Consider the following 25,414-nt stretch of genomic DNA (forward strand, 5'->3'; position numbering starts at 1 on the left):
GCTCGTCAGGCTCATAACCTGAAGGTCAGAGGTTCAAATCCTCTCCCCGCAACCAAAATCCAAACAGCCCGTTCAGACTACAATCGATCCACCGGATCAATTGCTTAACGTCTTAACACCGTCAGCCTCATAACACGAAGCTCAGAGGTGCAAATCATAATCACGAAAAGAGCGTCAGAAACACAAAAAACAACCCAAAATACTACTGGGCCAACACTTCAAGCCATGAACCGAGTCGCCGAAGCTCAGGACAACAGACGCAAATATGACTAGTCATATTCCCGAGACCAACACGAAGCTAGGTTGCTCAAACGGTCTGACGTTTCTTTTCCGGCCAGAACTCATCTACTACGACATAGGCTGCGATTACAAAGAACGCAGCGCTGGCGACCTGCAGAACGCGCGTAATGCTTTTGACATCTGCCTCGTCGGAGAATGGTGCAATTGATCCACCATACACAATCAACGCTGTTGTAATTGCAGACCCGGCTGCTGCGGCCAGAGGGAATTGGGACTTTCCAAGAGCACCAAGTGCCAAGCAAAAGAAAAAGCAAAGCAGAATTGATGTCAGAATGACTGGAGCTATGACGTTAATCTCATAACAAATGATTGATATTGCGGCTCCGAGCAGGTTTGACGTGAGCATCGCCTTTGCCACGGTTTTTCCTGCTGCAGGCATTGCTGCGAGTTGTTGGCTGAGAAGGGCCACAAAAAACAAAACCAGCAAAGCTGAAGTACCAGATACGAAGAATGCCAAAGCAAAGGGCACTGTTACAAGCGACATTCTGACAATTCGTCGATGAGGGTCAAAATCTGTCGATGCTGCGGCTTTGCTGCCTGATGCCGTATGCGGGGTCGATGGTATCAGAACAAACATCAACGTTGAAACAAACCCTGCAAATAGCAGGTTCAACGGTATCCAGAACACAAGCACCAACGCCAAATCCTGGGATTGTAGAACAAGGTTTGGAATCATCAATGCGCCCATAAGAGCGATGACTCCGGGCAGAACGCCAGCTCCGGAAACCGACCACATGAAGGACAGGATTATTCCGATGGCCACAAGTATAAGGAACACAAGGGGATAGGGTGCAAGAACAGACGACAGAAAGAAGGAAATGAACATCAATCCAATCGAAAAAATGAACAGTTTTCCGAAGGCTGCCAACGGTAGTGCTGCAGGTGCCTGAAGGAACAGGGCTGTGAAAACCGACCCAACCACGGCAAGTGGCCAACCCAGAAACAGGCCCAAGGCAAAGACGCCAGTCACACCCAGCGCCAGTCGCATAACCGAGTTTCGGTCCTCAATACGCATAGGACAGGATTGAAACCAGACGGATATAGGTCCGGCCGACCATGTTCAGCAGGGAATTGTCGCTGAGATACATGATCACATCGGCCTGTCCGTTGAGCTGGAAGCGAAGATCATCTTCAGCGTCTCCAGCCTCATATCCCGGCAGAACTATCCGTACGGGAAACCGTTCTGGTTCACGCAGAAAGCCCTTGGTGCTTGGTGGACTGGCCAACTGACCCGGTTCATCCCCACCGCTGAGCGAGACGGCTGCGCTGAAGCTCTCAATCACGCCGGGAACAATCTTGCCGGGGTGCATGTCCAACACGACGTCAACCGGCGATCCCACCGAAGCGCGGCCGATGTTGTTCTCGGTAAAGTACGCCTCGATCCAGACGTCGGTTGCATCCAAAAACGTCAGCAGGTCCTGACCGGATCGTGCATATGTACCAGGGGCGATCAGCAGATTGGATATGACACCCGTTGCCGGTGCGCGCAGTTCCGTCCATTCAAGGTTCAGTTCTGCGTCTGCCAAAGCGGCCAATGCGCGCTGAATTTTCGGGTTTTCGATACCGTCATCGCCCAGCCTTTGCTTGGCTTTTTCCAGATCAGCTTTGGCATTCTCAAAGTTTGCTTCAGACTCGGCCAGTTGCCCGCGTGCGTCGTCAGCCTTTGAGACGGCGATCAACCCTTTCTTTTCAAGGGCAAACACACGTTCGGTTTGAATGCGCATCGTGTCGAGATCACTTTGCGCCCGCGCCAGTTTGGCCTGCGCGGCACTCACCTCTGCCGAAGATGCACCAACTTCCTGCGTGGCTGCTTCCAGATCAGCTTCTGCCTTGTCGCGATCGATTTCATACGGCCTGGGATCAATCCGAACCAGTATTTCCCCTGCCGAGACGACCTGACCGTTTTCTACAAGGACTTCGGTGACTGTTCCGGTGACCTGAGGAACGATCTGGGTCGCGACGGCCTTTACTCTGGCGTTTCCAGTAAATGGCGTCTTTCGGTCGGCGACGAGGTACCAGACGAGGAAGATCAGGATGATGCCCAGCGTGGTCCATATCGTCTTTCTCATTCTGCATCTCCTGCCGCAGCACTCTCGGCTTCGGGCGAAGCATCAATCCAGACTTTGAACAGCTCGTAAAAGACAGCGAACAGAACCGGCCCCATGAAAATACCGATCAAGCCATAAGCCATCATGCCCCCAAGAACACCGATGAGGATCACCAGCATGGGTGTCTCGAGCCCTTTCGAGATGAACACGGGTCTTAGGAAGCTATCCATTATTGTGACGGGAACGGCCAGTATCGTGAAGATCAAGGCGGTGCCGCCGGACATCGAGCTCCATGCGTATATGATCACCGGCAGAAGAACCAAGCCGGGGCCAATCTGGATGATCGAAAGTATCAGGCAGACAAATGCCAGCGTCGCGGCCGAGTTGATCCCGAACAGCACAAGCAATATCCAGACGACGACCGCCTGAATGGCCGCCACGCCGATCACGCCTTTTGTTACGTTTCGAATCGTTGCTCCAGCCAGAGTGACGAATTCCCCGCCACGTGGTGCGAAAACACGGTTCGCAAAACGTTGCAAACCTTGAACCATAGTTGGTCCAGGGCTGAACAACGCCCCCATGATCAAAACGGACAGAGCAAGTCCCAACAGCCCAATTCCGATTCCCAGAACCTTACCGAAAAGGGACTTTGTGATCTCAAGGATCTGCGCGCCGTATTTCGCCAACGCTCCGTCCAAATTCCGCTCGAACATCCCCCAAACGTCGGCAATCTTGCCTCCAACCAGAGGTAGCTCTTTGATACCCTCTGGCGCAGGTGGAATTTTCAACTCACCTTTGTCAGCCTGTTCTGCAAACTCGGACCCAAGCTCTGCAGCGCCCGATACCGCCGTTGCCACCGGACCAAGGGTTAGTACAAGACCCAGCAACACCAGGATTGTTGCGGCAAGTTTCTTCCGCCCGCCCAGCTTGGACTGCAACCAATCGAAAACAGGATAAAGTGCGACGCACAGGATCGTGGCCCAGATGACCACGCTGGCAAGCGGCGCAACCATGACCAGCGCGCTATAGAGGAATAATCCGAGAAAGAGTAATCGTATTGCGAGGTCGACAATCTTGGCGTCCTGAGTCTTTTCCATTCCATCCCTCCGCTATCCGTTTTTTTGAATACTACACTCAAAAAACACTATATGTGTATTTTTTTGACCTTTGGGGGTCACCTATCATTTTGAAGACACGTATGAATCCCGGTCAGAGCCTGTGTCGTCATGTTGACGCCTCGTCAGCACGAGGATTTGCTCAGCCGGGGACGATACGGCTATTTCTCTTTTTTCTCGTCGCTTTGAGACAAGATCGTGTCCGCGACCGTGGTTGCCGCAGTCACGAAGACGCCGAGGCCCACAATGATGTATACCATCGTGAATATCTTTCCCGCCGCAGTTTCAGGTGAAAAGTCACCAAAGCCTACGGTCGAAATCGTCACGACAGAAAAGTAGATGGAGTCAAGCCAACTCCATCCTTCGACAAAGCGGTAGAAGACCGAAGCCCACAAAATCATTCCGATTGTGAAGGCAAGTAAGCCTTTCACTCGACCGTCCTTGAAGGCGACACTTATCCCTCGTGTTATTCTGGTTAGTGAATTCATCGAGCCCTCACTGGTAAACAAATTCATATATACTATTAACAAAGAACTCGAAAATTCGAAGCATTTTGGCGGACGGTCGTGCACAGGGTTACAAGGTGTGTTCAAAGGACGGATGGGAAAACCCCTCAAGCGAAAGCATATTGGATATCTGAACCGGCAATTTAGCAGGGCTTAAACACTGACCCGCGACGCGTACCAAAGGCGGCTTTAAGTCGAATCCATGCAAACGGTTTGATGGTTGCTGACGTGCCAAGAATATTGCGTTCAAAATTGCGTCCCGCCGATGTTTGAAGACACAAATCCAACGGAGCAAACTTGGATAAATATAGACATATACGCAAATTAATTTGGTTTTTGCAGACTCAACCCTGAAACCCATGTTAGGAATAAAGTTGAAGTAAGGGGACTTCAGAGGGGCAACATGTCTCGGGACCTGAGCAAGTGGCTAAGCGCAATTGGATTATCTGACTACGCGCAGGCCTTCCTAGATAACAAGATCGATTTTTCCATACTGCCAGATTTGACGGCTGAAGATCTTATAGAAATTGGGGTAACTGCGGTCGGGGATCGTCGGCGGTTGCTGCGTGCTATAGAAAAACTCGACGTGACGGAAACGTCCGAGGCATCTGAATCCTCCGATCCAATTGAACCTGCACGGCGCCAAGTGACTGTGATGTTTGTTGACCTCACGGGGTTTACAGAAATGTCCAGTGGTTTGGATGCCGAGGATCTGCACGCGCTGCTCAACCAGTTCTTTGGCAAAGTTGACAGCGTGGTTGAGAAATTCGGCGGGCGCATAGACAAGCATATCGGCGATGCTGTCATGGCGGTTTTCGGTGCACCTATCTCACATACCAACGATACAGAACGGGCGGCCAGAGCAGCGGCCGAGATACATGCGGTATTGCCAACACTGACGCCACCATTGTCTTGTCATATCGGTATCGCTTCGGGTCAGGTCATTGCCAGTACAACAGGCAGCTTGGCGCATACGGAATATACCGTCACCGGAGACGGGGTGAATCTGGCCTCGCGCTTGACCGATATTTCAAAGGGCGGTGAAACATTGGTTTCACATGACATTCAACGCGCTCTGGGTCCGCTTTTCGTGGGCGAGTCTATTGGTGTGCAGGCGATAAAAGGCCTGAATGACCCTGTCGAAGTCTGGCGCTTGGACCGTTTGGCCCGGAACATTCGGACAAGACGACATAAGTTCATCGGGCGCGACCGCGAGATGTCGTTGTTTTCGGCGACATTTGACCGGTGCAAGCGACACGGAGAAGGCGAGGTTCATGTGGTGCTGGGTGAGCCTGGGATCGGCAAGACGCATTTGTCCGAACAGGTGGCCGAGTTGGCCAAGAGCCTGTCCTATTCAACCCACAATGGCGTGGTTATGGATTTCGGAGCGCGCGAGGGGCACTCGGCTATTCAGACCGTGGCCCGCAGTGTTTTGGGCCTTGATCCGTCGGATGGCGCGGAAACAGGTACGGCCCTGGCCAAAGACGCGATCGCCAAAGGCTGGGTCAGCCCTTCGAACGCCGCGCATCTCAACGCACTGCTTGAACTTGAGCAGGATCCCGGTTTGGCTGAGGTCTATGCCGTAATGGATAACAAGACCCGGTTGCGTGGGCGCAGGCAGGTCATTGATGAGTTGCTGCTTGCCCGCAGTCAGGACGCGCCTTTGCTGATCCAGATCGAAGATATCCATTGGGCGTCACCCGACATTCTTGCAGCCTGCGCACATATCGCCGCAGCAACGCGGCAAATCCCCTGCGTCTTGATGATGACCAGCCGGGTCGAAGGAGACCCGATCGACCGAGACTGGCAAACAGCCACGGATGGCGCGCTTGTCTCCAAGTTGGAATTGGCACCGATGGGGGAAGATCAGGCACGGCAATTGGTCGAGGAGTTTACGGCCATCGACCCCGAGCTTTTGGAAACTTGTGTCAAACGTGCGGGTGGCAACCCGCTTTTTCTGGAACAGTTGCTGCGCAACATTGACATTCTCAAGCAGGAAACCGTGCCTGGAAGCATTCAAGGCATCGTCCAGTCGCGTTTGGATGCGCTGGACCGCGCCAGCCGCACCGCCATTCAGGCGGCGTCAGTGCTGGGGCAGAGGTTCTCACCCGAGGTTCTGAATTACATTCTCGGGGAAGGGCATCTGGACACCACCAATCTGATCCGTTCGGCCCTGATCCGAGAGGCCGGGGCTGATCTGATGTTTGCCCACGCGCTGATCCGGGATGGATCATATGCTACGTTGGTCAAATCCGAGCGCGCGCGCCTGCATCGCCAGGCGGCCAAATGGTTCGAAGATCGTGATGCAACCCTGCACGCGCAGCATCTGGACCGGGCGGGTGCCAACAATGCGGCGCAAGCCTATCTTGAAGCTGCCGACAAGCTGATCCACGCGTTCCGGTTCGACGACGCCAGCCCGTTGATCGAACGTGCTTTGGAACTGCCGTCGCCCGCAGGCGTCCGGTTTGACCTGCTGTGTGCACGGGGTGAGACGCACCGGCTGCAGGGTTTGTCCAACGAAGCCTTGCAGGAATTTCGAGACGCAGCGCGACTTGCAGAGACAGATGAGCAAATCAGCCGGGCGCATATTGGTCTTGCACAGGCTGCGCGACAGGCCAGCTTGTATCAGGACGCGCTTGAGGCGCTGGATACGGCTGAAGCTGCGGCCGAGCGTGCTGGCTCCGAACGGGACGTGGCCCAGATCAACTATGTGCGCGGCAACGTGTATTTCCCCTTGGGCCGAGACAAGGAAGCGTTGAGCGCCAATGAACGAGCGCTTACTTTGGCCCGCAAACTGGACTCCGTGCGCCTTGAAGTGGGGGCGCTCAGCGGGTTTGGTGATGCCAACTTCATGAAGGCCACAATGAGGACAGCGACTGGGTTCTACACGCAGGCGGTTGATCGGGCGCGCGAAAAGGGTCTGGTTCGGGACCTGGCGGCCAATCTGCACAACCTGAGCGTTGCGCGCAGTTACATGGGGGATGTCGAACAAGGGCGCGCAGACGCAAACGAAGCCATCGAAGTTTCGCAGAAGTATTTTGCTTTTGTGCCCGAATGTGTGGCTCAGACCTGCCTGGGTGTGGCCGATACCTTTTTGGGCGATCTTGATCAGGCGCTTGAGGCATTCCGGGTTTCGGCCGAGATCGCCGAGCGTGTGGGGGCTAAGCGGCTAGAGGCGCAGGCGTTGGAACATCTCGCCCGCACCCAGGTTTATGCCGGGCAAATGGATCAGGCTTTGGAAACGGGCCGCCGTGCGGTTGAGATTGCATTGGAACATGGTCGGAATTTTGTGGGGCCCAAGGCCTTGTCGGCTCTGGCGATGGCCGAAACTGACCCGGACGAGCAAATACGCCTGTTGAATTTGGGGACTGAAATCATCGCGGAAGGATGTGTCGGTCATAGCCATCTGCACTTTTACCCCGATGCCAGCGCAGTCATGTTGGCGCGAGGTGATTGGCAAGCTGCAAATGACTATGCGGATGGGCTGGCGGCCTTTACGGCCGGGGAACCTTTGCCACTGGTTGATTTGTCCATCCGCCAGACGCGCTTTCTGGCGGAATGCGGGCAAAAGGGTATCGTGCCAAGCGAACATGAGAGTTTTACCACCCTTCAAGCCGAGTTTGCCGAGATGGGAATTACTCAATCCCTGCTGGGGCGCGCTGATTTTCTGACGGAACAGGCAGGGGGCTGAATGAGCGTCGAGAAGAAGGTTTGGCTTATCTCTGGCCTGCTGACCCTAGGGTTGGCAGGTCTTTTGCTGAAACTATGGATCGAACTGAACCATTTCGAAGGTGATCCGACGCAGTTGCCAGATCAAGCTGCCGTAGACTTATATCTGGGTAAGCTGGATGTTGTTCCAGACTACTACGTGCGGACAGGGATATTCATAAAGTCATTCAACTTTCTGGGGGCCAGTGATGTTCAGGTCACGGGCTATATCTGGCAGCACTACAAGACGGGCGAGCATGACCAGATCGTCCCGACCGAGGGCGAGGTCGGATTTCTTCTGCCCGAGGCGGTGGACACCGCAAGCGGCCTGATTGCCGAGGCGTATCGACTGCCGCAGCCTGACGGTGTTCTGATTGGGTGGTATTTCGAACAAACCCTGCGCCAGAGCTTTGATTACACAAGCTACCCCTTTGATCACAAAACGGTCTGGGTGCGGTTCTGGCCGGCATCGTTTGACGACGCCGTCGCTTTGGTTCCTGATTTCGAGGCATATCCAGCGACCGGACCGGACGATATTTTTGGAATCGACAATCAGATCGTGATGGGTACCTGGGAACGAGAAAACACTTATTTCGACTACAAGCTGTCAAATTTGGATACTACGCTGGGCATCGGACAGAATGCGTATCAAACCAACGCGCCCGAGTTGCACTATAATTTCGTCATCAAACGCAATTTTGGCAATGCGTTTATCGTTCATATGGTCCCTTTGCTCGTTGTGATGATGTTGCTGTTCGGTGCGGTCATGACAGTCACCCGCCGCGAGGGCTTGGCCGAGAGGCATGATTTCAGCACGTCCAGCGTGATCGGCACCTGTTCGGTTCTGTTCTTTGTGATCCTGCTGGCGCACGTGCAGCTGCGCGAAGGCTTTGCCGGCTCGCCCGTAATCTACATGGAGTCGTTCTTTTTTCTGATGTATTTCATGCTGCTGGCGGTATCGGTCAACACCTATCTATTCGCCTCCGAGGCGGTGCCGTCGCTGCGGATCATCCACTACCGGGACAACCTTATTCCCAAGGCAAGTTTCTGGCCATTTGTGCTGCTGTGCATGGTGGCGATCACGGCTTATAACCTTAGCCTGAAGGAAAGCCATGAATCGCCGCCGATCATCACACAAGACGGTTAAGCTACAGGTTCAAACCCCGGTTTTGGCTCGCCCTGCGCCATGTCCAGCGTGTAATCGCTGACCATCTCTGAAGTACCATCGCGCAAGTTCTTCAGGTATTTCTGTGGGTCTGCGATCACATAGGCGTATGCGGGCTTCATCACGCCGTTCACAACCACATTGATCTTCTTGCGGATATACACGTTTTTAGATGAGTTTGGGCCGTGGTAACCTTCCAGCTTATCCAGCTCGTGCAAGCCGGATTCCGTCACTCGATAGACCTCACCACTGACCTGTTTGCCCATACCCTGTTGATCCACAAGCGTGGCCATTCTGTGCAGGTAACCGCAGTTCGGATTGTCACAGAATGGCTCGTTCGGGACAATCAGTGGCATGGGTTGCCGAGTTCGGGCGGGGCCAACGAAATCGTTCAGAACTTTGCTGTGCGCGGCGTGGTTCGGGAATCCCTGTTTCAGCGAACCGTAGGTGAAATACAGATAAGTTGGCTCTTGCACGGCCACAAAGCTCTCGTCGCGCCCCTGTTCTGGTTCAGCGATCTTCACGTCATGATCGCGTGCCCAGGCGTCCAGCATGGCTTGGATTTCGGGTTCGATTGTCATGCCCTGGACAAACTCGATGCATGATGTTGCATCCATGCCCTTTGCCCCCAGCAGGATTTCCACCATCCTGGGCGCTTTGTTCATCACCGCCACGTGCAAGGCCGTAAACCCGTGGTCATTGACGATGTTGACGTCGATCTCGCGGTCGATCAGATTCTGCGCGGCCTCGTAATCCGGCTTGCCCAGATTGTGACCGCTTTCGTTCAACTCACCTTCACCACCGGCTGCATAATGCAGCAATGAATCACCATGGGCCTCGTCCACGATGTTGATGCCGACGATATCTTCGTCGATGGCGCGGAACACCCGCTTCCATTCGTTGATGTCATCGGCGGCGGCGGCTTCGCGCGCCCATTTGCAAACACGGTATTTTTGATCGTCCAACTCCTCGAAGGCGTCGGCCAAAGCCTCCATGATCTGGTCCGGAGTTGCCATCATTCCGATACCCATCCGCCCGTTTGACAGCCGACCCTCGCGCGGCCCGATGAAATCAACGCCCAGCGTCTTCAGCTTTTCGACATTGTTCTGCGTAGTGATGTTGTTCCACATATTCGTATTGCAAGCGGGGCAAAGGATCACCGGTTTCTTCTGGTACTGCCACGCCACAAAGACTGAGGTCAGAAGGTTGTCAGCAATACCGTTGGCCACCTTGCCCATCGTGTTGCAGGTGATGGGAGCCACGATGACGCAATCGGCCCAGTCGCACAGCGCCAGATGCGAAGCCCGCACTGGCATGTCGAATTTCATATAGCGGAAATTCCACTCATCATCGTCGCGGTAATAGTCGTTGTGGGTAATTTTGGCGTCGATCCTCTCCGCCCCGAAATCGCGGAAGAACTTTTCGGCTGAGACTGAGGGGATCAGTTTCACATTGTGCCCGGCATCGACGATGCGCTCGACAAGTTCAGGGATTTTGTCTGCTGCAGACGAGCCGCAAGCACACAACAATACGTTGCGCTTGCCCGCGTTGACCTGATTCATCACCCCTTTGGGATAGCCGAACGGGTTCTTTTCCAGGCTTGGGGTTTCGTTCAACTCGGAAACGGGCAGCCCTTCCTGGCGCATCCTGGCCTGCAACTCACCGGCCCGGATCATGTCCACGATGTCTTCCAGCTCTTCGCTTTTACTGATGCATTCGCCCTGGAAAAACAAATACGGCACGTCCGGTCGTTCACCAAGCGTTACCAATTGCCGCCGCATCCTGATCATATTGGGATCGCGTCCGCCTACGTCGATCTGCTTGACGGTTGTCGCGCCGATATTCGACAGAATGCTGCGCAGCATATAGGACCAGGGGTCTTCATCCTCGTAGAACAGAACCATCGTGTTGTGCTTGAGGATACTGACAACATCGCTCGGGTCCTCGGGCGGGTCGATTTCTTCGATCATCACCAATGCGGGGTCTTCCAGATCGCGCAACCCGCGGAAAATATTGCCGCGTGGCGCTTGCCAGACCTGAGAGGTCGCGGGGCTCATGTCGACAATGGTGACAACATCGGTGTCCTCGTCATATGCGATGCAAAGACACCAGAACTCTTCCAGCAGGGCAGTTTCCCGATAGACGTTTTCCGGTGGGCGGATTGCTTCGATCCCGGTGACGCGATTGAAATCGATATTGATCATCAGGTGACGATCTTTGTTGGTATTCAGACTTTTTAGCTGTTCCTTGAACCAATCCTGCGGGGTTTGGATCGATCTGTCCTTGCGGGTTGCAAAGCTTTGGAACGTACTGCCCAAATGCACGTTTTCAGACTGGCTGAGGTATTTTTCCGCCATCTCGTGCATGTCTTTGGCTGTGGCGACCCGGCTGACAGCTTCCGTGAACGACGCCTCGGTGGCCCGCAAAAGCTCATCCTCGTCCACGCGGTTGTCGCCGTGAATGGCCAAACTTTCCGCCAACACACCTAGTGAGTTCATATTGGGTGTGGCCCGACGGAACAGGTTGCGGCGCTTCTTTGGGTCTTTTGCCAAATAGAGCGTACTGTCGACATAGTTGCACCGCTGTTTGAACGTTTTCAGATGGGTTTTGACCGCGGCACGCGCCGAGAACCGCAGTATGCCACGAGACCGCATCGAGGTTCCGTCACGGTCCGACATGGCCTTCCACAGCCGTTCGATCGTAGTGACCCAAAGCTTGCCGTATTTTTCTGGATGTACATCCATCATGTGGATTAGCCCGGTGCTTGGGTTGCACTTGGCAATGACGGCAAAATGTCCGCCCGGCATGTTTTCTTTGCCATGGGCGACGCCGACCTGAAAATTCGCCACCAGAATATCGTTTTCTCCGCCCAACCGATTGGACTCGTCGATTGCGTCAAGCAGCAGCGGCACGCTTGTTGTGTCTTCGTCCATGAAATAGGCCTGAACCTGAACCCGGTCCCGAAGCCCTTGCGAATGAATATAGGTGCAGGCGACGTCAAACAGTTCACCCAACGAGATGCCGTCATTCACCACAAAGGAAGACGGCAGCGCGCATTCGCGGAAAATGTCATTTACCTCGCAGCTGAAACCCAGAGCCGACATGCTGAGCGCGGCAGCCGTCACGCTGCAACAATTGATCGGCTGCTGGAAATTCTCCAACTGTACACTGACAAGGTCGCCGAACATTGTAGCGAAACAGCGTTTTCTGATGTCTTTGGGTATATTCCGCCAGCTCTCGCTGGACAGGTATGCCAGCCGGGTTCCGTCCAGCGCAAGCGCTTCGAGGCTGACAGGGATATCCGAGATCTGAAGATGTTCTTCGTAGAAATAATCACCCACATCTGCGCTGGCCAGAGGGTGCCCGTTTTGCCGCAATTGAACGACACCACGCAGCACAACATACATGCCGTTCGCGGGCAGGACCGTGTTTCCGGTTACCTCGATACACTCGAAATGAGGGTTGATAACAGCAGGCTCGGCCACTTCGGCCTCGCCGGGCAGCACTTTGTAAATCTGGCTCCAGTCTGTGTCATTTGGGATGTATGATCTGGCATTGGCAATTTGGTCTGTGGTCAAAACTATGTCCCCCCGGAGCTGCGTTTCAAATTTTGAATTTCGACCAGCAGAATGTTTGTTTGTTGTTCGGGTGGGAACTTATCTTCGCGCAACAAAGACCACCCGGGTCGGAGCTTTTTCTCTGATCGAGGCTGATCTGTTGATTTAAAAAGTATGAACAAATCGGCCCAATTGGCCGAACAATATCCGATTTTTGGACAAAAATCACGAATACTATGAGTTTGATTTCAATGCCGTTGATGCTTGGGTCGGCTGCGGTCTGAATCAGTGCACGGCGCGTACCCTGCCAGAGCCTTTTTTCGTTTGTCGCGCAGAGTTTCTGCCTAATCGAGGAAGAGGTAATCCAGGCGCATCACGGCGCTGGCCTTTTCCTGATTCACGCCAAGGAACCTTGAGATGACGGCTTCGTTTTCACTGCGGTCGGCCGTTTCCCGCAGACGCAAACAATTCTCAAGCCGCGCCGCTCGGATTTGTTGCGATTCATAACTCAGATCGTTTCGCAGCGTCGGCACTAGGCGCGCTACGTTTTCTCTCGGGCTGTTTTCACCCGCAAGCCCGACGCGGCGGGCATGTCCGATAAGATAGTCGTCGGAATACTCGCATTCGACTTCAAGTACATGGGTTTTGGCCTGATCCCCGCAGAAATCTTCAAGCACATCCAAATTGGCTGGGTCGAGGCACAGAACCAATTGATCCGACCGGAAACTGTCAAACAGCATGCGTACAACCGCCCGCCTATGGCGTGACCGCTTGGTAAGGCTCGCTTCTATCCCACCCAAGTCGGGCAGGTAGGTGTCCTCTTCGTTAAACAGGTACTCAACACAGGGGATATCCGTCTCAGACGCGATCTGACTGACCAGCCGTTTGGCAACATGCCATTTCTTGCACACGATCACGAAAAGCTCGCGTTCAGGGCCCAAGGCCCGCCCGGATTCCCAGAAGCGTTGCCCAAAGCGGCGACCGATCCGCCCGCGTCCGGTCAGAAATGCGTAAAGGTTAGGCCCTTCATTCGAGACCGGAAAATCAATGCCCTCGCTGGCATAAAGCGACCCCAGGCGATCTTTAAGCTCGTGCGCTTCGGGGCTGATCTTACGAGCAAACAGGTAATCCTGCCCCAAAAGCATGTCATAGTGGTCGTTGTAGAATGTGACCGGCATTCCATAGTCAGAAAACATAAGGAAAGTCGGTGTGCGGTTTTCGATCTCACCCTTCGGAATCAGGTGGCGTACCAGCGTCTGAAAGAAGGTCTCGTCCGGGATCCATGTGGTTGAGAAAAACCGGATCACATCTCGTCGCTGGCGCAAGAAGTCCAGGATCATCTCAACCGTGCGGCGGCGCAAGCACCACCACTGGCTGCCGATCATGATTTGCAGATCTTCGGGAATTTCCCGCGTCAGACCAAACCGCTTCTGCATCTCATAGGCGGTGTAAAACAGTTTGGGCTGAGTGCGTTCGTTGAAATGATGGCGATAGATCAGCCGGTCTTCTTTCATGCCGGTCTTGATCCAGTTGCTTTCAAAGAAATCGTGACTTTCGATGAAATCCTTATCGCGATCGTCCAGAAAACGGTGGGTGTATTCGGCAGTTTTTATGGCCATGCAATCGCCAGAAAGCATGTAGAAATGCGTGGCGCGCGGAAATGCCTCGACCGCGGCCTTCACGGCGTTCAGCGTGGCGTGCACCAGCGACCATTCTCCCCATCCGCATTTGATGCGCTTGGCGGCAAAGGTTACGTTGGGATTTTCGCGCAGCGCGGTTCGGATCCGGTCATAGGCGTCAGAGCTTGCACGCGCATCGAAGTGGATCGCCATGCAATCGCCCGCTGCAGTTAGCTGTTCGGCCTGTGCGATGATCGCCTCGGGGTCCTTATGGCACAGCAATATGTAGGCAATCTTTGCCATTGGTATCAGGTAATTTCCATTTCTGCCCGGTTTCAACCGTGATACTGAGGATGCGCGATTGAATAAACAGAATAATTTTGGTTCTTTAAGACCAAACGCTGGCGTATCGGATCGAGTTCTGACCAGCGAAGGAGGCACAGCAGATGGGGTTTCCCGGTACCTGGATGACCGAGAGTGAAAGCATGGTGTACCGTGTGGTGCCCAAATGTGCGTGCTCGACCATTGGCCAGATCATGTATTACTCGGATCACGGTCAGTTTTTTGATGGCGACATCCACGATGCAAAGGACGGAATGCACAAATGGGCTTTTGACCAGAGTCAGGGCCTGATTACCAATAATGTGCGCAGCCACGCCTCGTACTCTTTCACCTGTGTTCGCAACCCTTACACCCGCATACTTAGCTCGTTCTTTGACAAGATCTGCGGCATCCAGCGAAACGGCAAGCGATACCGGGGCAATCTGGTGCCGACGCTGATCTACAACTACGGGATCGAAGTGGGTGGCGATGACGGAAAGGGCGAATTCGATCAGATTGCCAGCTTCCGCCGGTTCCTGCTGTTTGCCCGTGATACGATCCGCTGGCGGCGTCCGATGGACCCGGACATTCACTGGTCAGCCATGTCAGGTCATGTATCGACCTTCATTGTGAATGGCGGGCGTTACGACCAGATTTTCTGGACCGAGGCCTTCAACGACGGAATGCAGGGTGTTCTGGATCATGTCGAATTGAAGCACCCAGTCGCATTGGCCGATATTCCGCGGTTCAACGAATCCGAAGGCCACGGCCCCAAACGCGCGCATCCGGTCGAGGATTACTTCGACGATCTGTCGATGCATCTGGTCTATGAAATCTACAAACAGGATTTTGAGCTGTTCAAATACGATTTCGAAAACCCGGCCAACAAGATGCCGATCGGCGAAATCGATCTGGATGAAATTCACGCTAAACTGGGTGATTGAGAAGCAATGGGTGCTCGCAGCAAAGATGCATCTGCTTAGAACATGATTTGCTGGTGAGTGTCTGCTTCGGGTCCAGACCGACCAAACGATCCAAAGTTATTGTGGCCGCAGATCCCAAAGGATTCACAACTGTGATGTTTCATCTTCTTTACAAAGGTAAATTGGTAGGTAGGTCGGCCTTAGAGGACGGCGATCCACCCATGGGCTGCGCAGAAGGCGCCTTCATTGCCGAAGAAGCGTTCTTTGATTTCCGAGCAAAAGTTGCACCGCAACCAGATGATGACCCCGCAATAAATCGTTGGCTCGGATTGTCTGTATGTACTGAGCTTGGTGTCGATGTCCAGTGCTTAGATGCCGTATTATTTGAATACGATTTAGGTGATCAAAGTGAGCTCAGAATTGATGTCTTAGGAATAACATATCCACGTTACGAAGAGTTGTTCCCCGGTCGTTACGCTGCCTATGAGGCAAGTTTCGACAAGGACTAGCCCCGAAATTCTAAAACGTCCGGTTCATCTCGCACAGCAGAACAAAAAAACAGCCCACCGTATGGGTGGGCCGCTTCTAAGCGGTTTCTAACTCAAAGCTGGCGCACGGCCCCTCTTGCCGCGCTGGTGGTCAGTTTGGCATAGGCTTTCAGTGCAGTAGAGACCTTGCGTTTGCGCGGCGCGGCAGGTTCCCAGCCTTTGGCGTCTTGCTCCTGGCGGCGCTCAGCCAGTTCTTCGTCAGACACGGCCAGATGGATCGAGCGGTTGGGGATGTCGATCTCAATTGTATCGCCGTTCTTGACCAGCCCGATTTCACCGCCTTCGGCCGCCTCGGGTGAGACGTGGCCAATTGAAAGGCCTGAAGTACCGCCCGAGAAACGTCCATCAGTGAGAAGGGCGCAGGCTTTGCCCAGACCTTTGGATTTCAGATACGAAGTCGGATAGAGCATTTCTTGCATCCCCGGGCCGCCACGCGGTCCTTCGTAGCGGATGACGACCACGTCGCCTTCCTTGACCTTGCCGGTCAGGATGTCGCTGACGGCCTGATCCTGGCTTTCGCAGACATAGGCAGAGCCGGTGAACTTCAGGATGTTTTCATCAACGCCAGCCGTTTTCACGATACAGCCGTCGCGGGCGATGTTTCCGAACAGAACCGCAAGGCCACCATCCTGGCTGAAAGCGTGTTCCTTCGACCGGATCACGCCGCCTTCGCGGTCAGTATCCAGTTCTTTGTACCGGTTCGACTGGCTGAATGCCTGCGTGGTGCGCACACCGCCGGGGGCAGCTTTGAACAGCTCTTGTGCCTTGGGGTTGTTGGCGATCTTGATGTCCCAGTTGGCAATCGCCTCGCCCATCGTGGCCGAATGCACCGTGCTGCAATCTTCGTGCAGCAAACCCGCGCGGCTGAGTTCGCCGAGGATCGAGAAGATTCCGCCAGCGCGGTGAACATCTTCCATATGCACGTTCTCAGTGTTGGGCGCGACTTTGCACAAGCACGGCACCCTACGGCTGAGGCGATCCATGTCGGTCATGGTGAAATCGACCTCGCCCTCATGTGCGATGGCCAGCAGGTGCAGAACGGTATTGGTCGACCCACCCATGGCGATGTCGAGGCTCATGGCGTTCTCAAACGCGTCAAAAGTTGCGATCTCACGCGGCAGGAAGCCTTTTTCGTCCAGATCGTAATGTCGCTTGGTGATCTCAACGATACGGCGACCCGCTTCCAGGAACAGCTCTTTGCGGTCGGCATGTGTTGCCAGTGTCGAACCGTTGCCCGGCAAGGCCAGACCCAGCGCTTCGGCCAGACAGTTCATCGAGTTGGCCGTGAACATCCCCGAGCATGATCCGCAGGTCGGGCAGGCGTTTTCTTCGATGTGCTGAACCTGCTCGTCGGTGAATTTGTCATCCGCTGCGGCGACCATGGCGTCCACAAGGTCGATTTTCTTCGCGTCCAGATCGGCGATGTCGATCTTGCCCGCCTCCATTGGCCCACCTGACACAAAGATCGCAGGAATGTTCAGGCGCATGGCAGCCATTAGCATGCCTGGCGTGATCTTGTCACAGTTCGAAATGCAGACCATGGCGTCAGCGCAATGCGCATTGACCATGTATTCCACAGAATCCGCGATCACTTCACGCGAGGGAAGCGAATAGAGCATCCCGTCATGGCCCATGGCAATGCCGTCATCCACCGCGATGGTATTGAACTCTTTTGCAACGCCACCTGCGGCCTCGACTTCACGCGCCACCATCTGACCCAGATCTTTCAGGTGCACGTGGCCGGGCACAAACTGGGTGAACGAATTGACGATGGCGATGATCGGCTTGCCGAAATCATCATCGCCCATGCCTGTGGCGCGCCACAATCCGCGGGCACCGGCCATGTTGCGGCCATGGGTAGAGGTTCTGGATCGGTACAATGGCATGATGCTGTTTTCCCTATTTCCTCGGGTTGCATGTCTTTGGGGTCGTACGTTATAGCGCACGTAGCACATGTGCGTTATAACGTACAAGAGGATTCGCGGGGCGCTAAAATGGATGCTGATGACATTACGCTTAGGTTGCGAGATGTGCGGTCGGCTTCGGGTCTGAGCCTGTCGAAAGCGGCTGAGTTGACGGGCGTCAGCAAGGCCATGCTGGGTCAGATCGAGCGTGGTGAATCCAGCCCGACAATTGCAACACTGTGGAAGATCGCCAAAGGCTTTCAGGTGCCGCTGAGTGCGTTGATCGACACGGCCAATGGCGACCCCTCAGTCTTTCAGACTGTCACCTTTCCCGGCAGTATCGAAGTCAAGATCGTCTTCCCTTTCGATCCCGTTCTGAGGGCCGAGACGTTTCACGTCAGTCTGACCCCGAACCAAAGTCACGAGTCACCAGCGCACGCAACGGGTGTAACAGAAGAAGTCTTTGTTCTTGAAGGTTCTCTCGACATTCTGCGCAACGGGGACTGGGTACCCTTGCAAGCAGGCCAGGGCGTGCGATTTGCTGCTGATTTGCCGCATGGCTATCGCGCAGGTCCGCAGGGGGCAGCGTTTCTGAACATGCATCACTACGCCCAACACACCGAATATTCACAGACGACCAAGGCAGAGTCATGACCGCATTTTTCGACAGCCTCACCATCGTTGACGCCATCGGCTCGTTCGGAGCCCTTATTGTGGTTGCGGCCTATTTCGCGACACAAATGCGGATGATGAACTCTGACGACCTGGCCTTTCCTGTCGTCAACCTGCTGGGGTCGGTGCTGATCGTCTATTCCTTGCTTGAGAATTTCAACTTGGCTTCAATGCTGATCGAAGGGTTCTGGATTTTGATCAGTATCATCGGCATCATTCAGCACTTTCGCCCGCGCGGGGCGCGATAAATCAAGTGGGTATCAGGCGCTAGCGCTATCCACACTTGAACCTAAAAGACGCGGGGTATAGGGAAAATCCAAGCTCGCTTAGGGGAGGCTTTGATGCAGGACGATCCAAAAACCCTCGTTTCGACTGAATGGCTGGCCGCGCATATGAAAGACCCGGATCTGCGGATTCTGGATGGGTCTTGGTATCTGCCCGCGCAGAACCGCGACGCCAAAGCCGAATATGATGCCGGCCACATCCCCGGGGCGCGGTTCTTCGATATTGACGAAATCTCGGATCACCGGTCGGAACTGCCGCATATGGCTCCTCCGGTCGAGAAATTCATGTCACGCCTTCGGGCGATGGGCGTGGGCGATGGTCATCAGGTTGTCGTCTATGACGGCGCCGGGCTTATGTCAGCGGCACGTGTCTGGTGGTTGTTCCGTCTGATGGGCCAGGAAAACATCGCGGTTCTGGATGGCGGTTTGCCCAAATGGCAAGCCGAAGGTCGCGAGATCGAGGATCTGCCGCCGGTCATCCGTGATCGTCACATGACTGTGCGCGTTCAAAACCAGCTTGTCCGGGACGTCACGCAAGTTTCCGCTGCAGCCAAGCTGGCCGATCATGAGATCATCGATGCCCGCTCTGCCGGTCGGTTTACCGGCGCGGAAGCCGAGCCGCGCAAAGGATTGCGATCGGGCCATATCCCCGGGTCCCGCAACGTCCCGTTCGGCCAGTTGCTCAATGCAGATGGCACAATGAAATCGCCCGAGGACTGTCGTGCCATTTTCCAGGCCGCTGGCGTTGATCTGTCCAAACCTGCAATCACCTCATGCGGGTCGGGCGTCACTGCCGCGATTCTGAGCCTTGCGCTTGAACGCATGGGCAAGAAAGACCACTCGCTTTATGACGGCTCCTGGGCTGAATGGGGTGCCTTCCCAACCCTGCCCGTCGCAACCGGAGAGAACTGATGTTCGAGAACCTCAAGCCGCAGCCTGCCGACAAGATTCTGGCCTTGATGCAGATGTACCGCGAAGACCCGCGCGATCAGAAGATCGACTTGGGTGTGGGCGTCTACAAGAACGCCGATGGCGTGACTCCGGTGATGCGTGCAGTCAAAGCTGCCGAGCGACGCATTCTGGAAGAGCAGGAAACCAAAGCTTACACCGGTCTGGCGGGTGATCCGGCTTTTGCAGACGCGATGATCGGCTTGGTTCTGGGCACATCGGTTCAACGCGCCAATATCGCCGCAGTGGCAACGCCCGGCGGCACCGGAGCTTGCCGACAGGCGTTCGAGATGATCCGCATGGCGAACCCTTCGGCGCGTGTGTTTGTTTCGAACCCGACCTGGCCGAACCACCTGTCGATCCTGAACTATCTGGGGATAGAGACCGTTCAGTACCGGTATTTCGATGGCGAAACCCGCGGCGTTGATTTCGACGGGATGATGGCCGACCTGAAAACCGCCAAAGCAGGTGACGTAGTTCTGTTGCATGGCTGCTGTCACAACCCGACCGGTGCCAACCTGAACATGGTGCAATGGCAAGAGGTCGTGAACCTGATCAACGAGCTTGGCCTCGTGGCGATGATCGACATCGCCTACCAGGGATTTGGTGACGGTTTGGAAGAAGACGCACAGGCGGCACGCCTGGTTGCCTCATCGGTCAAGGAATGCCTGATTGCCGCGTCTTGCTCGAAGAATTTCGGTGTCTACCGGGAACGTACTGGTTTGTTGATGGCGATCAGCGCGGACGCCGGACAAACCGCTTTAAATCAGGGAACATTGGCGTTTCTGAACCGCCAGAACTATTCCTTCCCGCCGGATCATGGCGCGCGCGTCGTGACGACCATTCTTATGGACGAAGCCCTGCGCGCGGATTGGGCGGCAGAGCTGGAAGAGGTCCGTCTGTCGATGTTGGGCCTGCGTCAGCAGCTGGCTGACGAATTGCAGCGCCGCAGCGGGTCTGACCGGTTCGGATTCATCGCCCAGCACCGCGGCATGTTCTCGCGCCTTGGTGCGGCCCCGGAACTGGTCGAGAAACTGCGCGCCGATCACGGCATCTATATGGTTGGTGACAGCCGCCTGAACATCGCTGGTCTGAATGCAAACACAGTGCCGATTCTGGCACAGGCGATTATCGACGTGGGTGTCTGACCGGGTCACCATCAAATAACAGAAGCCGCGCCAACCAGCGCGGCTTTTTTCTGGAATAGGGCATTCGGTCCGACTGGCCCTATCGCCAACAAACAACCGCCCCTAACCTCATAGAGGTACTGAATACGAGGTTAGGAATGCGCTGGGCTGTTATCTTCAAAGACACAGAGGACATGCTTCAAGTTCGCGCACGGCGCGACCTTCGCGATGCGCATGTCGCATATGCCAAGGCCCATCCCGAGTTGTTGATCGGCGGCGGGTTGAAGCCTGATACAGATGAAGACTTTTGCGGCGCGCTTTGGATTGTTGAAGTCGACAGCAAAGCAGACGTCGTCGCGTTGATCGAAGAAGATCCGTTTTATGTGCCGCAATACCGCAGCTTTGAAATTTTCACTTGGGGAAAGCTGCTAGAAGACCAGATTGCGGTTCTATGAAAAAAGCCGGGCGCGAACGCCCGGCCTTCAATCACCATTCTCAGGTCTTAGCCCTTGGAGAACTCAGGATAGGCTTCCATACCCAGTTCACCCATGTCCAGGCCGTTGATCTCTTCTTCCTCACCAACCCGCAGGCCTACAGTTGCCTTGAGGATGGAGAAGAGGATGAAGCTGACCACAAAGACAAAGCCACCGATTGCTGCGAAGCCGATGATCTGGGTCACAAAGGATGCATCGCTGTTGGTCCATGCCACGATGAAGGTGCCCCAGAAACCTGCAATCAGGTGAACCGGGATCGCACCAACGACGTCGTCGATCTTCATGCGGTCCAGCATCGGGACGGTCAGGACCACGATAACACCACCGATTGCACCGATGATCAGAGCTTGGAACAGCGACGGGGCCAGCGGTTCAGCGGTGATTGACACCAGACCTGCCAGTGCACCGTTCAGCACCATTGTAAGGTCGACCTTGCCATACATCACCTGCGTCAGGATCAGCGCGGCAACGGCACCGGCAGCAGCAGCCATGTTGGTGTTGGCGAAGATGCGGCTGATGTCGGCCATGTCACCGATGGTGCCCATTGCCAGCTGCGAGCCGCCGTTGAAACCGAACCAACCCAGCCACAGGATGAATGTCCCCAGTGTGGCCAGCGCAAGGTTCGAACCGGGGATCGGAACAACCTTACCTTCTTTGTTGTACTTGCCGATCCGCGGCCCCAATACGATGGCGCCGGCCAGAGCTGCGAAGCCACCTGCGGCGTGCACCAGAGTCGAGCCAGCGAAATCGCTAAAGCCCATCTCGGACAACCAGCCGCCGCCCCACTGCCAGGACGCTTCGATTGGATAAATGATACCGGTCAGGACGATGACGAAGAAGAAGAAGGGCCAAAGTTTGACCCGCTCAGCCATGGTGCCGGATACGATGGAGGCGGTGGTGGCGCAGAACATCAGCTGGAAAAAGAAGTCCGAGCCAACGGATGCGTAAGACAGATCCGTCTCGACGCCTTCCAGACCAACCGGTTCGAGCGATGTTGGCGAAAAGGCACCCAGAAGGCCGGTGATGGTCCAGCCATCGCCCGGATACATCAGGTTAAAGCCCACCAGCCAGTACATGATGGCTGCAAAGGAAAACAGGCCCATGTTCTTAACCAGCTGCATGGCAACGTTCTTTGAACGCACCAGGCCAGCTTCGAGCATGGCAAAGCCCGCAGCCATCCAGAAAACCAGAAACCCGCCGACTAGGAAAAGCAGCGAAGTCAGGATATATTGCGTGTGCTGCGCAGTTTCGCCGGTTGCGGCGGCCTCTTGCGCCAGACCCATCTGCGGCAGCACGACAAGCGCAGCGGCAGGGATGAGAGATTTCATCAGGTTCATTTTACTTCCTCGAATGAGTGTGGAGTGGCCGCGCTTACAGCGCTTCCTCGTTGGTTTCCCCGGTTCGCACGCGCAGGGCCTGCTCGACATCGAGGACGAAAATCTTGCCGTCACCGATTTTGCCGGTTTTGGCGGTGTTGGTGATGGTCTCGACGATCTGGTCGGCCATTGTGGCCGGTACCACGATCTCGAGCTTGATCTTGGGGACAAAGTTCACGGCGTATTCGGCCCCACGGTAGATTTCGGTGTGACCGGACTGCGAGCCGAAGCCCTTGATTTCGGTCACCATCATGCCGCGCACGCCAGCTTGGGTCAGTGCCTCGCGCACCTCCTCCAGCTTGAACGGCTTGATTGTCGCAATGATCAGTTTCACGTCTTTCCCCTCTGATTGTCCGGCGGGACCGGTTTGTTTGCACCTGCAGAAAAAGAGCGTGACAGAACGTCGTAAGAAACGGTTACGGGTCGTAATTGCATACCAAAATGGCGTATTGTTGCACATTTTTTGCACAAAAAGTACGAAGTGGCTAAAAAATGAGCAGATTGATGAGGGGAAATTACGGAAATTCGGACCTCTACATAGACGGGTCTCCGGGGTATGGTGGCGCAAAAGTATAACGGGCAGAGTTTGAGCATGACTGAGTCCAAGCGCCGAAAGCCGCGATTGGTTGCGGACAAAAGATACCCCTCCAAAGGGCGTAAACCGTCGGCCTCCAAGCGCCCGGCGGGCAAGAAATCGACCGCACGCAAGACGACCGCCCGCAAAACCACGCGCAAGACAAAGCGCAAACGCACCGGCGGAAACGGAGGCGGTATTTTCCGTCGACTCTTCCGCTGGATCTGGAGGTTGATCTGGGGTTTGACGTGGCGCGTGGGGGCAATTGTCGCCGCCCTGATCGCATTGGCGGTCGGCATCGTGTATACAACTCTCCCCAATGTAGATGCCTTACTGGACGGGCGCGCGCGCGGGTCAGTGACCTTGTTGGATCGCGATGGCAAGGTTTTTGCCTGGCGCGGGGATCAGTTTGGCGGGGTGATCACGGCGGATACGGTGTCGCCCCATCTGAAGAACGCCGTGATCGCGACCGAGGACAAGCGATTCTACCGTCATTTCGGTGTCAGCCCGCGCGGCGTTGCAAGTGCCGTGCGCATCAACCTGAGCGAAGGACGCGGGCCTTTGTCTGGCCATGGCGGGTCAACCATCACCCAACAGACAGCCAAACTGCTGTGTCTGGGAGAGCCGTATGATCCGTCTGAATGGGACTCTGAAGCCGCTTACGAGGCCGATTGCCGCCAGGGCTCGCTTTGGCGCAAGGCCAAGGAAGCCGTTTATGCAATGGCGATGGAGGTCAAATACTCCAAGAACGAGGTTCTGACGATCTACCTGAACCGGGCCTTCTTGGGTGCAGGCGCGCGCGGGTTTGAAGCGGCCAGCCAGCGATACTTTGGAAAGTCTGCCGCAGAAGTTTCCCCAGCTGAGGCTGCGATGCTGGCCGGTCTGCTGGTGGCACCCACGCGGTATGCGCCAACGAATAACCTGCAACGTTCTCAAGACCGGGCACGGCTTGTGATTGGTTTGATGGAGGACCAGGGCTATTTGACCGCGGCACAAGCCAGCGAAGCACGCACCAGACCGGCCGAGCTTTCAGAAGCTGCCGCTGCGCGTGCAGGCGGCTATTTCGCGGATTGGGTCATGGCAAGTGGGCCCGAGTTCTTTACGCGCAACACCACCGAGGATGTGGTGATCCGTACTACTCTGGATCAGCGCATCCAAACCTCTGCCGAAGAAGCTCTGAAGTTCATCTTTCAGGAAAAGGTGCGCGAAGGGTCCAAGGCGCAGGCCGCGATTGTCGTGATGTCGGCAGATGGTGCAGTGCGCGGCATGGTTGGTGGGCGCAAGACAAGGGTGTCTGGTGCGTTTAACCGGGCGACGCAGGCGTTGCGTCAGACCGGATCGTCGTTCAAGCCGTTCGTTTACGCCACCGCGCTGGAACTTGGGTATTCGCCGCTGGATACGGTGATGGATGAGCCCTACTGCGTGAACATTCCCGGTTCAGGTCAATGGTGCCCCAAAAACTACACCAACAAGTTCTATGGGCAGGTGACGTTGGCAGATGCGTTGATGAACTCTTTGAACATTCCGGCTGTGAAAGTGGCGGAGATTTCGGGTTTGGATAACGTCCGCACTGTCGCAAGCGGCTTTGGTATTGCCAGCGATCTGGCGCAGGGTCCGGCCTTGGCGCTGGGCGCGTCGGAAAGCACGCTGATCGAGATGACCGGAGCTTACGCAGGAATCCTGAACGGTGGATCGGCAGTGGAGCCTTATGGCTTAACCGAGCTGAAGCTGCTGGGGGATGAAACGCCCGTCATGGTCACGACGACAGGTATTGGTGAACGGGTGATCAACGACTCGGCCGCCAAGCAACTGACCTGGATGATGGAGCGTGTGGTGTCCGAAGGCACCGGCGGACGCGCCAAGCTGCCGGGTTGGCAGGTGGCAGGCAAAACCGGGACAACTCAGGCCGCGCGGGATGCGTGGTTCATCGGCTTTACGGCTGATTATGTGACCGGCGTCTGGATGGGGTATGACGACAACACGCCGCTGTCTGGCGTAACCGGGGGCGGGCTGCCTGCTGAAATCTGGAAAGAGACCATGCTGCGCGTCACCGAAGGGATGACGCCTACGCCCCTGCCGATGATGGCACCTGAACCGCCGGTGCAAGTTGCGCAGCCACAGCCCCGTCGTAGGCAGGGCGGTTTTGCGGAAGACATCAATAACCTGCTGAGAAATATATTCGGCGGCAACTAACAAAAAAGGCGGTGCACTGGGTACCGCCTTTT

The 25,414-nt window shown here is 55.4% G+C and carries 19 protein-coding genes; 10 read left to right on the top strand and 9 right to left on the bottom strand.

Annotation, left to right across the window (positions count from 1 at the left end):
• Nucleotides 1–307 precede the first annotated feature (307 nt).
• The 4 genes from GOV91_RS16510 to GOV91_RS16525 all read right to left on the bottom strand — a co-directional run bounded on the left by GOV91_RS16510 (nucleotide 308) and on the right by GOV91_RS16525 (nucleotide 3,894).
• The gene (locus GOV91_RS16510; protein ID WP_171236323.1) at nucleotides 308–1,315 is read right to left on the bottom strand and encodes a DUF2955 domain-containing protein; all 1,008 of its coding nucleotides are present in this window, start codon (nucleotides 1,313–1,315) and stop codon (nucleotides 308–310) included.
• Nucleotides 1,305–2,369: an HlyD family secretion protein gene (locus GOV91_RS16515; protein ID WP_171236324.1), complete on the bottom strand. Its 1,065-nt coding sequence runs from the start codon at nucleotides 2,367–2,369 to the stop codon at nucleotides 1,305–1,307. Before GOV91_RS16515 ends, GOV91_RS16510 begins: the two co-directional genes overlap by 11 nt.
• Nucleotides 2,366–3,445 carry an AI-2E family transporter gene (locus tag GOV91_RS16520; RefSeq protein ID WP_171236325.1) on the bottom strand — a complete coding sequence of 360 codons (1,080 nt, stop codon included), beginning with the start codon at nucleotides 3,443–3,445 and terminating at the stop codon, nucleotides 2,366–2,368. The genes GOV91_RS16515 and GOV91_RS16520 overlap by 4 nt, the downstream gene beginning before the upstream one ends.
• Before the next feature lie 179 nt (nucleotides 3,446–3,624).
• A complete protein-coding gene (locus GOV91_RS16525; protein WP_348540126.1) occupies nucleotides 3,625–3,894 on the bottom strand; it encodes a potassium channel family protein in 270 nt (89 codons plus the stop codon).
• Between the two features lie 478 nt (nucleotides 3,895–4,372).
• Between GOV91_RS16525 and GOV91_RS16530 the strand changes: the two genes are divergently transcribed.
• Nucleotides 4,373–7,660, top strand: a complete 3,288-nt coding sequence (locus GOV91_RS16530; protein ID WP_171236327.1) for an adenylate/guanylate cyclase domain-containing protein — start codon at nucleotides 4,373–4,375, stop codon at nucleotides 7,658–7,660.
• Nucleotides 7,661–8,824 carry a hypothetical protein gene (locus GOV91_RS16535; RefSeq protein WP_171236328.1) on the top strand — a complete coding sequence of 388 codons (1,164 nt, stop codon included), beginning with the start codon at nucleotides 7,661–7,663 and terminating at the stop codon, nucleotides 8,822–8,824. It begins immediately after the preceding gene.
• On the opposite strand, the gene GOV91_RS16540 is transcribed toward GOV91_RS16535, so the two are convergent.
• Both GOV91_RS16540 and GOV91_RS16545 read right to left on the bottom strand, forming a co-directional pair.
• Nucleotides 8,821–12,420 carry a flavoprotein gene (locus GOV91_RS16540; protein ID WP_171236329.1) on the bottom strand — a complete coding sequence of 1,200 codons (3,600 nt, stop codon included), beginning with the start codon at nucleotides 12,418–12,420 and terminating at the stop codon, nucleotides 8,821–8,823. The genes GOV91_RS16535 and GOV91_RS16540 overlap by 4 nt on opposite strands.
• A gap of 323 nt (nucleotides 12,421–12,743) precedes the next feature.
• Nucleotides 12,744–14,321 carry a DUF5928 domain-containing protein gene (locus GOV91_RS16545; RefSeq protein ID WP_171236330.1) on the bottom strand — a complete coding sequence of 526 codons (1,578 nt, stop codon included), beginning with the start codon at nucleotides 14,319–14,321 and terminating at the stop codon, nucleotides 12,744–12,746.
• 143 nt (nucleotides 14,322–14,464) lie between these two features.
• Here GOV91_RS16545 and GOV91_RS16550 point away from each other — a divergent pair, with 143 nt between their 5' ends.
• A complete protein-coding gene (locus tag GOV91_RS16550; RefSeq protein ID WP_171181004.1) occupies nucleotides 14,465–15,283 on the top strand; it encodes a sulfotransferase family protein in 819 nt (272 codons plus the stop codon).
• A gap of 134 nt (nucleotides 15,284–15,417) precedes the next feature.
• On the top strand, nucleotides 15,418–15,771 hold the full coding sequence (locus GOV91_RS16555) for a hypothetical protein (RefSeq protein ID WP_171236331.1): 354 nt from the start codon (nucleotides 15,418–15,420) through the stop codon (nucleotides 15,769–15,771).
• A gap of 92 nt (nucleotides 15,772–15,863) precedes the next feature.
• Here GOV91_RS16555 and ilvD read toward each other — a convergent pair whose 3' ends face one another.
• Complete coding sequence (gene ilvD, locus GOV91_RS16560) at nucleotides 15,864–17,696, bottom strand: dihydroxy-acid dehydratase (protein WP_171236332.1); 1,833 nt, start codon at nucleotides 17,694–17,696, stop codon at nucleotides 15,864–15,866.
• A gap of 108 nt (nucleotides 17,697–17,804) precedes the next feature.
• On the opposite strand from ilvD, the gene GOV91_RS16565 reads away from it, so the two are divergent.
• The 5 genes from GOV91_RS16565 (at nucleotide 17,805) to GOV91_RS16585 (ending at nucleotide 21,200) form a co-directional block, all read left to right on the top strand.
• Nucleotides 17,805–18,368, top strand: a complete 564-nt coding sequence (locus GOV91_RS16565; protein ID WP_171181007.1) for a helix-turn-helix domain-containing protein — start codon at nucleotides 17,805–17,807, stop codon at nucleotides 18,366–18,368.
• A complete protein-coding gene (locus GOV91_RS16570; RefSeq protein ID WP_171181009.1) occupies nucleotides 18,365–18,634 on the top strand; it encodes a hypothetical protein in 270 nt (89 codons plus the stop codon). The genes GOV91_RS16565 and GOV91_RS16570 overlap by 4 nt, the downstream gene beginning before the upstream one ends.
• Nucleotides 18,635–18,727: 93 nt before the next feature.
• Entirely contained in the window at nucleotides 18,728–19,582 is an 855-nt protein-coding gene (gene sseA, locus GOV91_RS16575; RefSeq protein WP_171236333.1) for a 3-mercaptopyruvate sulfurtransferase, read from the top strand.
• Nucleotides 19,582–20,766 carry an amino acid aminotransferase gene (locus tag GOV91_RS16580; protein WP_171236334.1) on the top strand — a complete coding sequence of 395 codons (1,185 nt, stop codon included), beginning with the start codon at nucleotides 19,582–19,584 and terminating at the stop codon, nucleotides 20,764–20,766. The genes sseA and GOV91_RS16580 overlap by 1 nt, the downstream gene beginning before the upstream one ends.
• 137 nt (nucleotides 20,767–20,903) lie before the next feature.
• Nucleotides 20,904–21,200, top strand: coding sequence for a YciI family protein (locus GOV91_RS16585; protein ID WP_171236335.1), 297 nt, complete (start codon nucleotides 20,904–20,906; stop codon nucleotides 21,198–21,200).
• Nucleotides 21,201–21,247: 47 nt separating this feature from the next.
• Here the strand turns inward: GOV91_RS16585 and GOV91_RS16590 are convergent, their stop codons facing one another.
• Together GOV91_RS16590 and GOV91_RS16595 are read right to left on the bottom strand one after the other, a co-directional pair.
• A complete protein-coding gene (locus GOV91_RS16590; RefSeq protein ID WP_171236336.1) occupies nucleotides 21,248–22,576 on the bottom strand; it encodes an ammonium transporter in 1,329 nt (442 codons plus the stop codon).
• 34 nt (nucleotides 22,577–22,610) lie between these two features.
• Nucleotides 22,611–22,949 (bottom strand): P-II family nitrogen regulator, encoded by a 339-nt coding sequence (locus tag GOV91_RS16595; RefSeq protein ID WP_170537262.1) that lies wholly within the window; start codon nucleotides 22,947–22,949, stop codon nucleotides 22,611–22,613.
• 258 nt (nucleotides 22,950–23,207) lie between these two features.
• Here GOV91_RS16595 and GOV91_RS16600 point away from each other — a divergent pair, with 258 nt between their 5' ends.
• Nucleotides 23,208–25,382 carry a transglycosylase domain-containing protein gene (locus GOV91_RS16600; protein WP_171236337.1) on the top strand — a complete coding sequence of 725 codons (2,175 nt, stop codon included), beginning with the start codon at nucleotides 23,208–23,210 and terminating at the stop codon, nucleotides 25,380–25,382.
• The last annotated feature ends 32 nt before the right edge of the window (nucleotides 25,383–25,414 follow it).

Origin of the sequence: Ruegeria sp. HKCCA6837 (assembly GCF_013034475.1) — a bacterium.
In the GTDB taxonomy this organism is placed as follows: domain Bacteria; phylum Pseudomonadota; class Alphaproteobacteria; order Rhodobacterales; family Rhodobacteraceae; genus Ruegeria.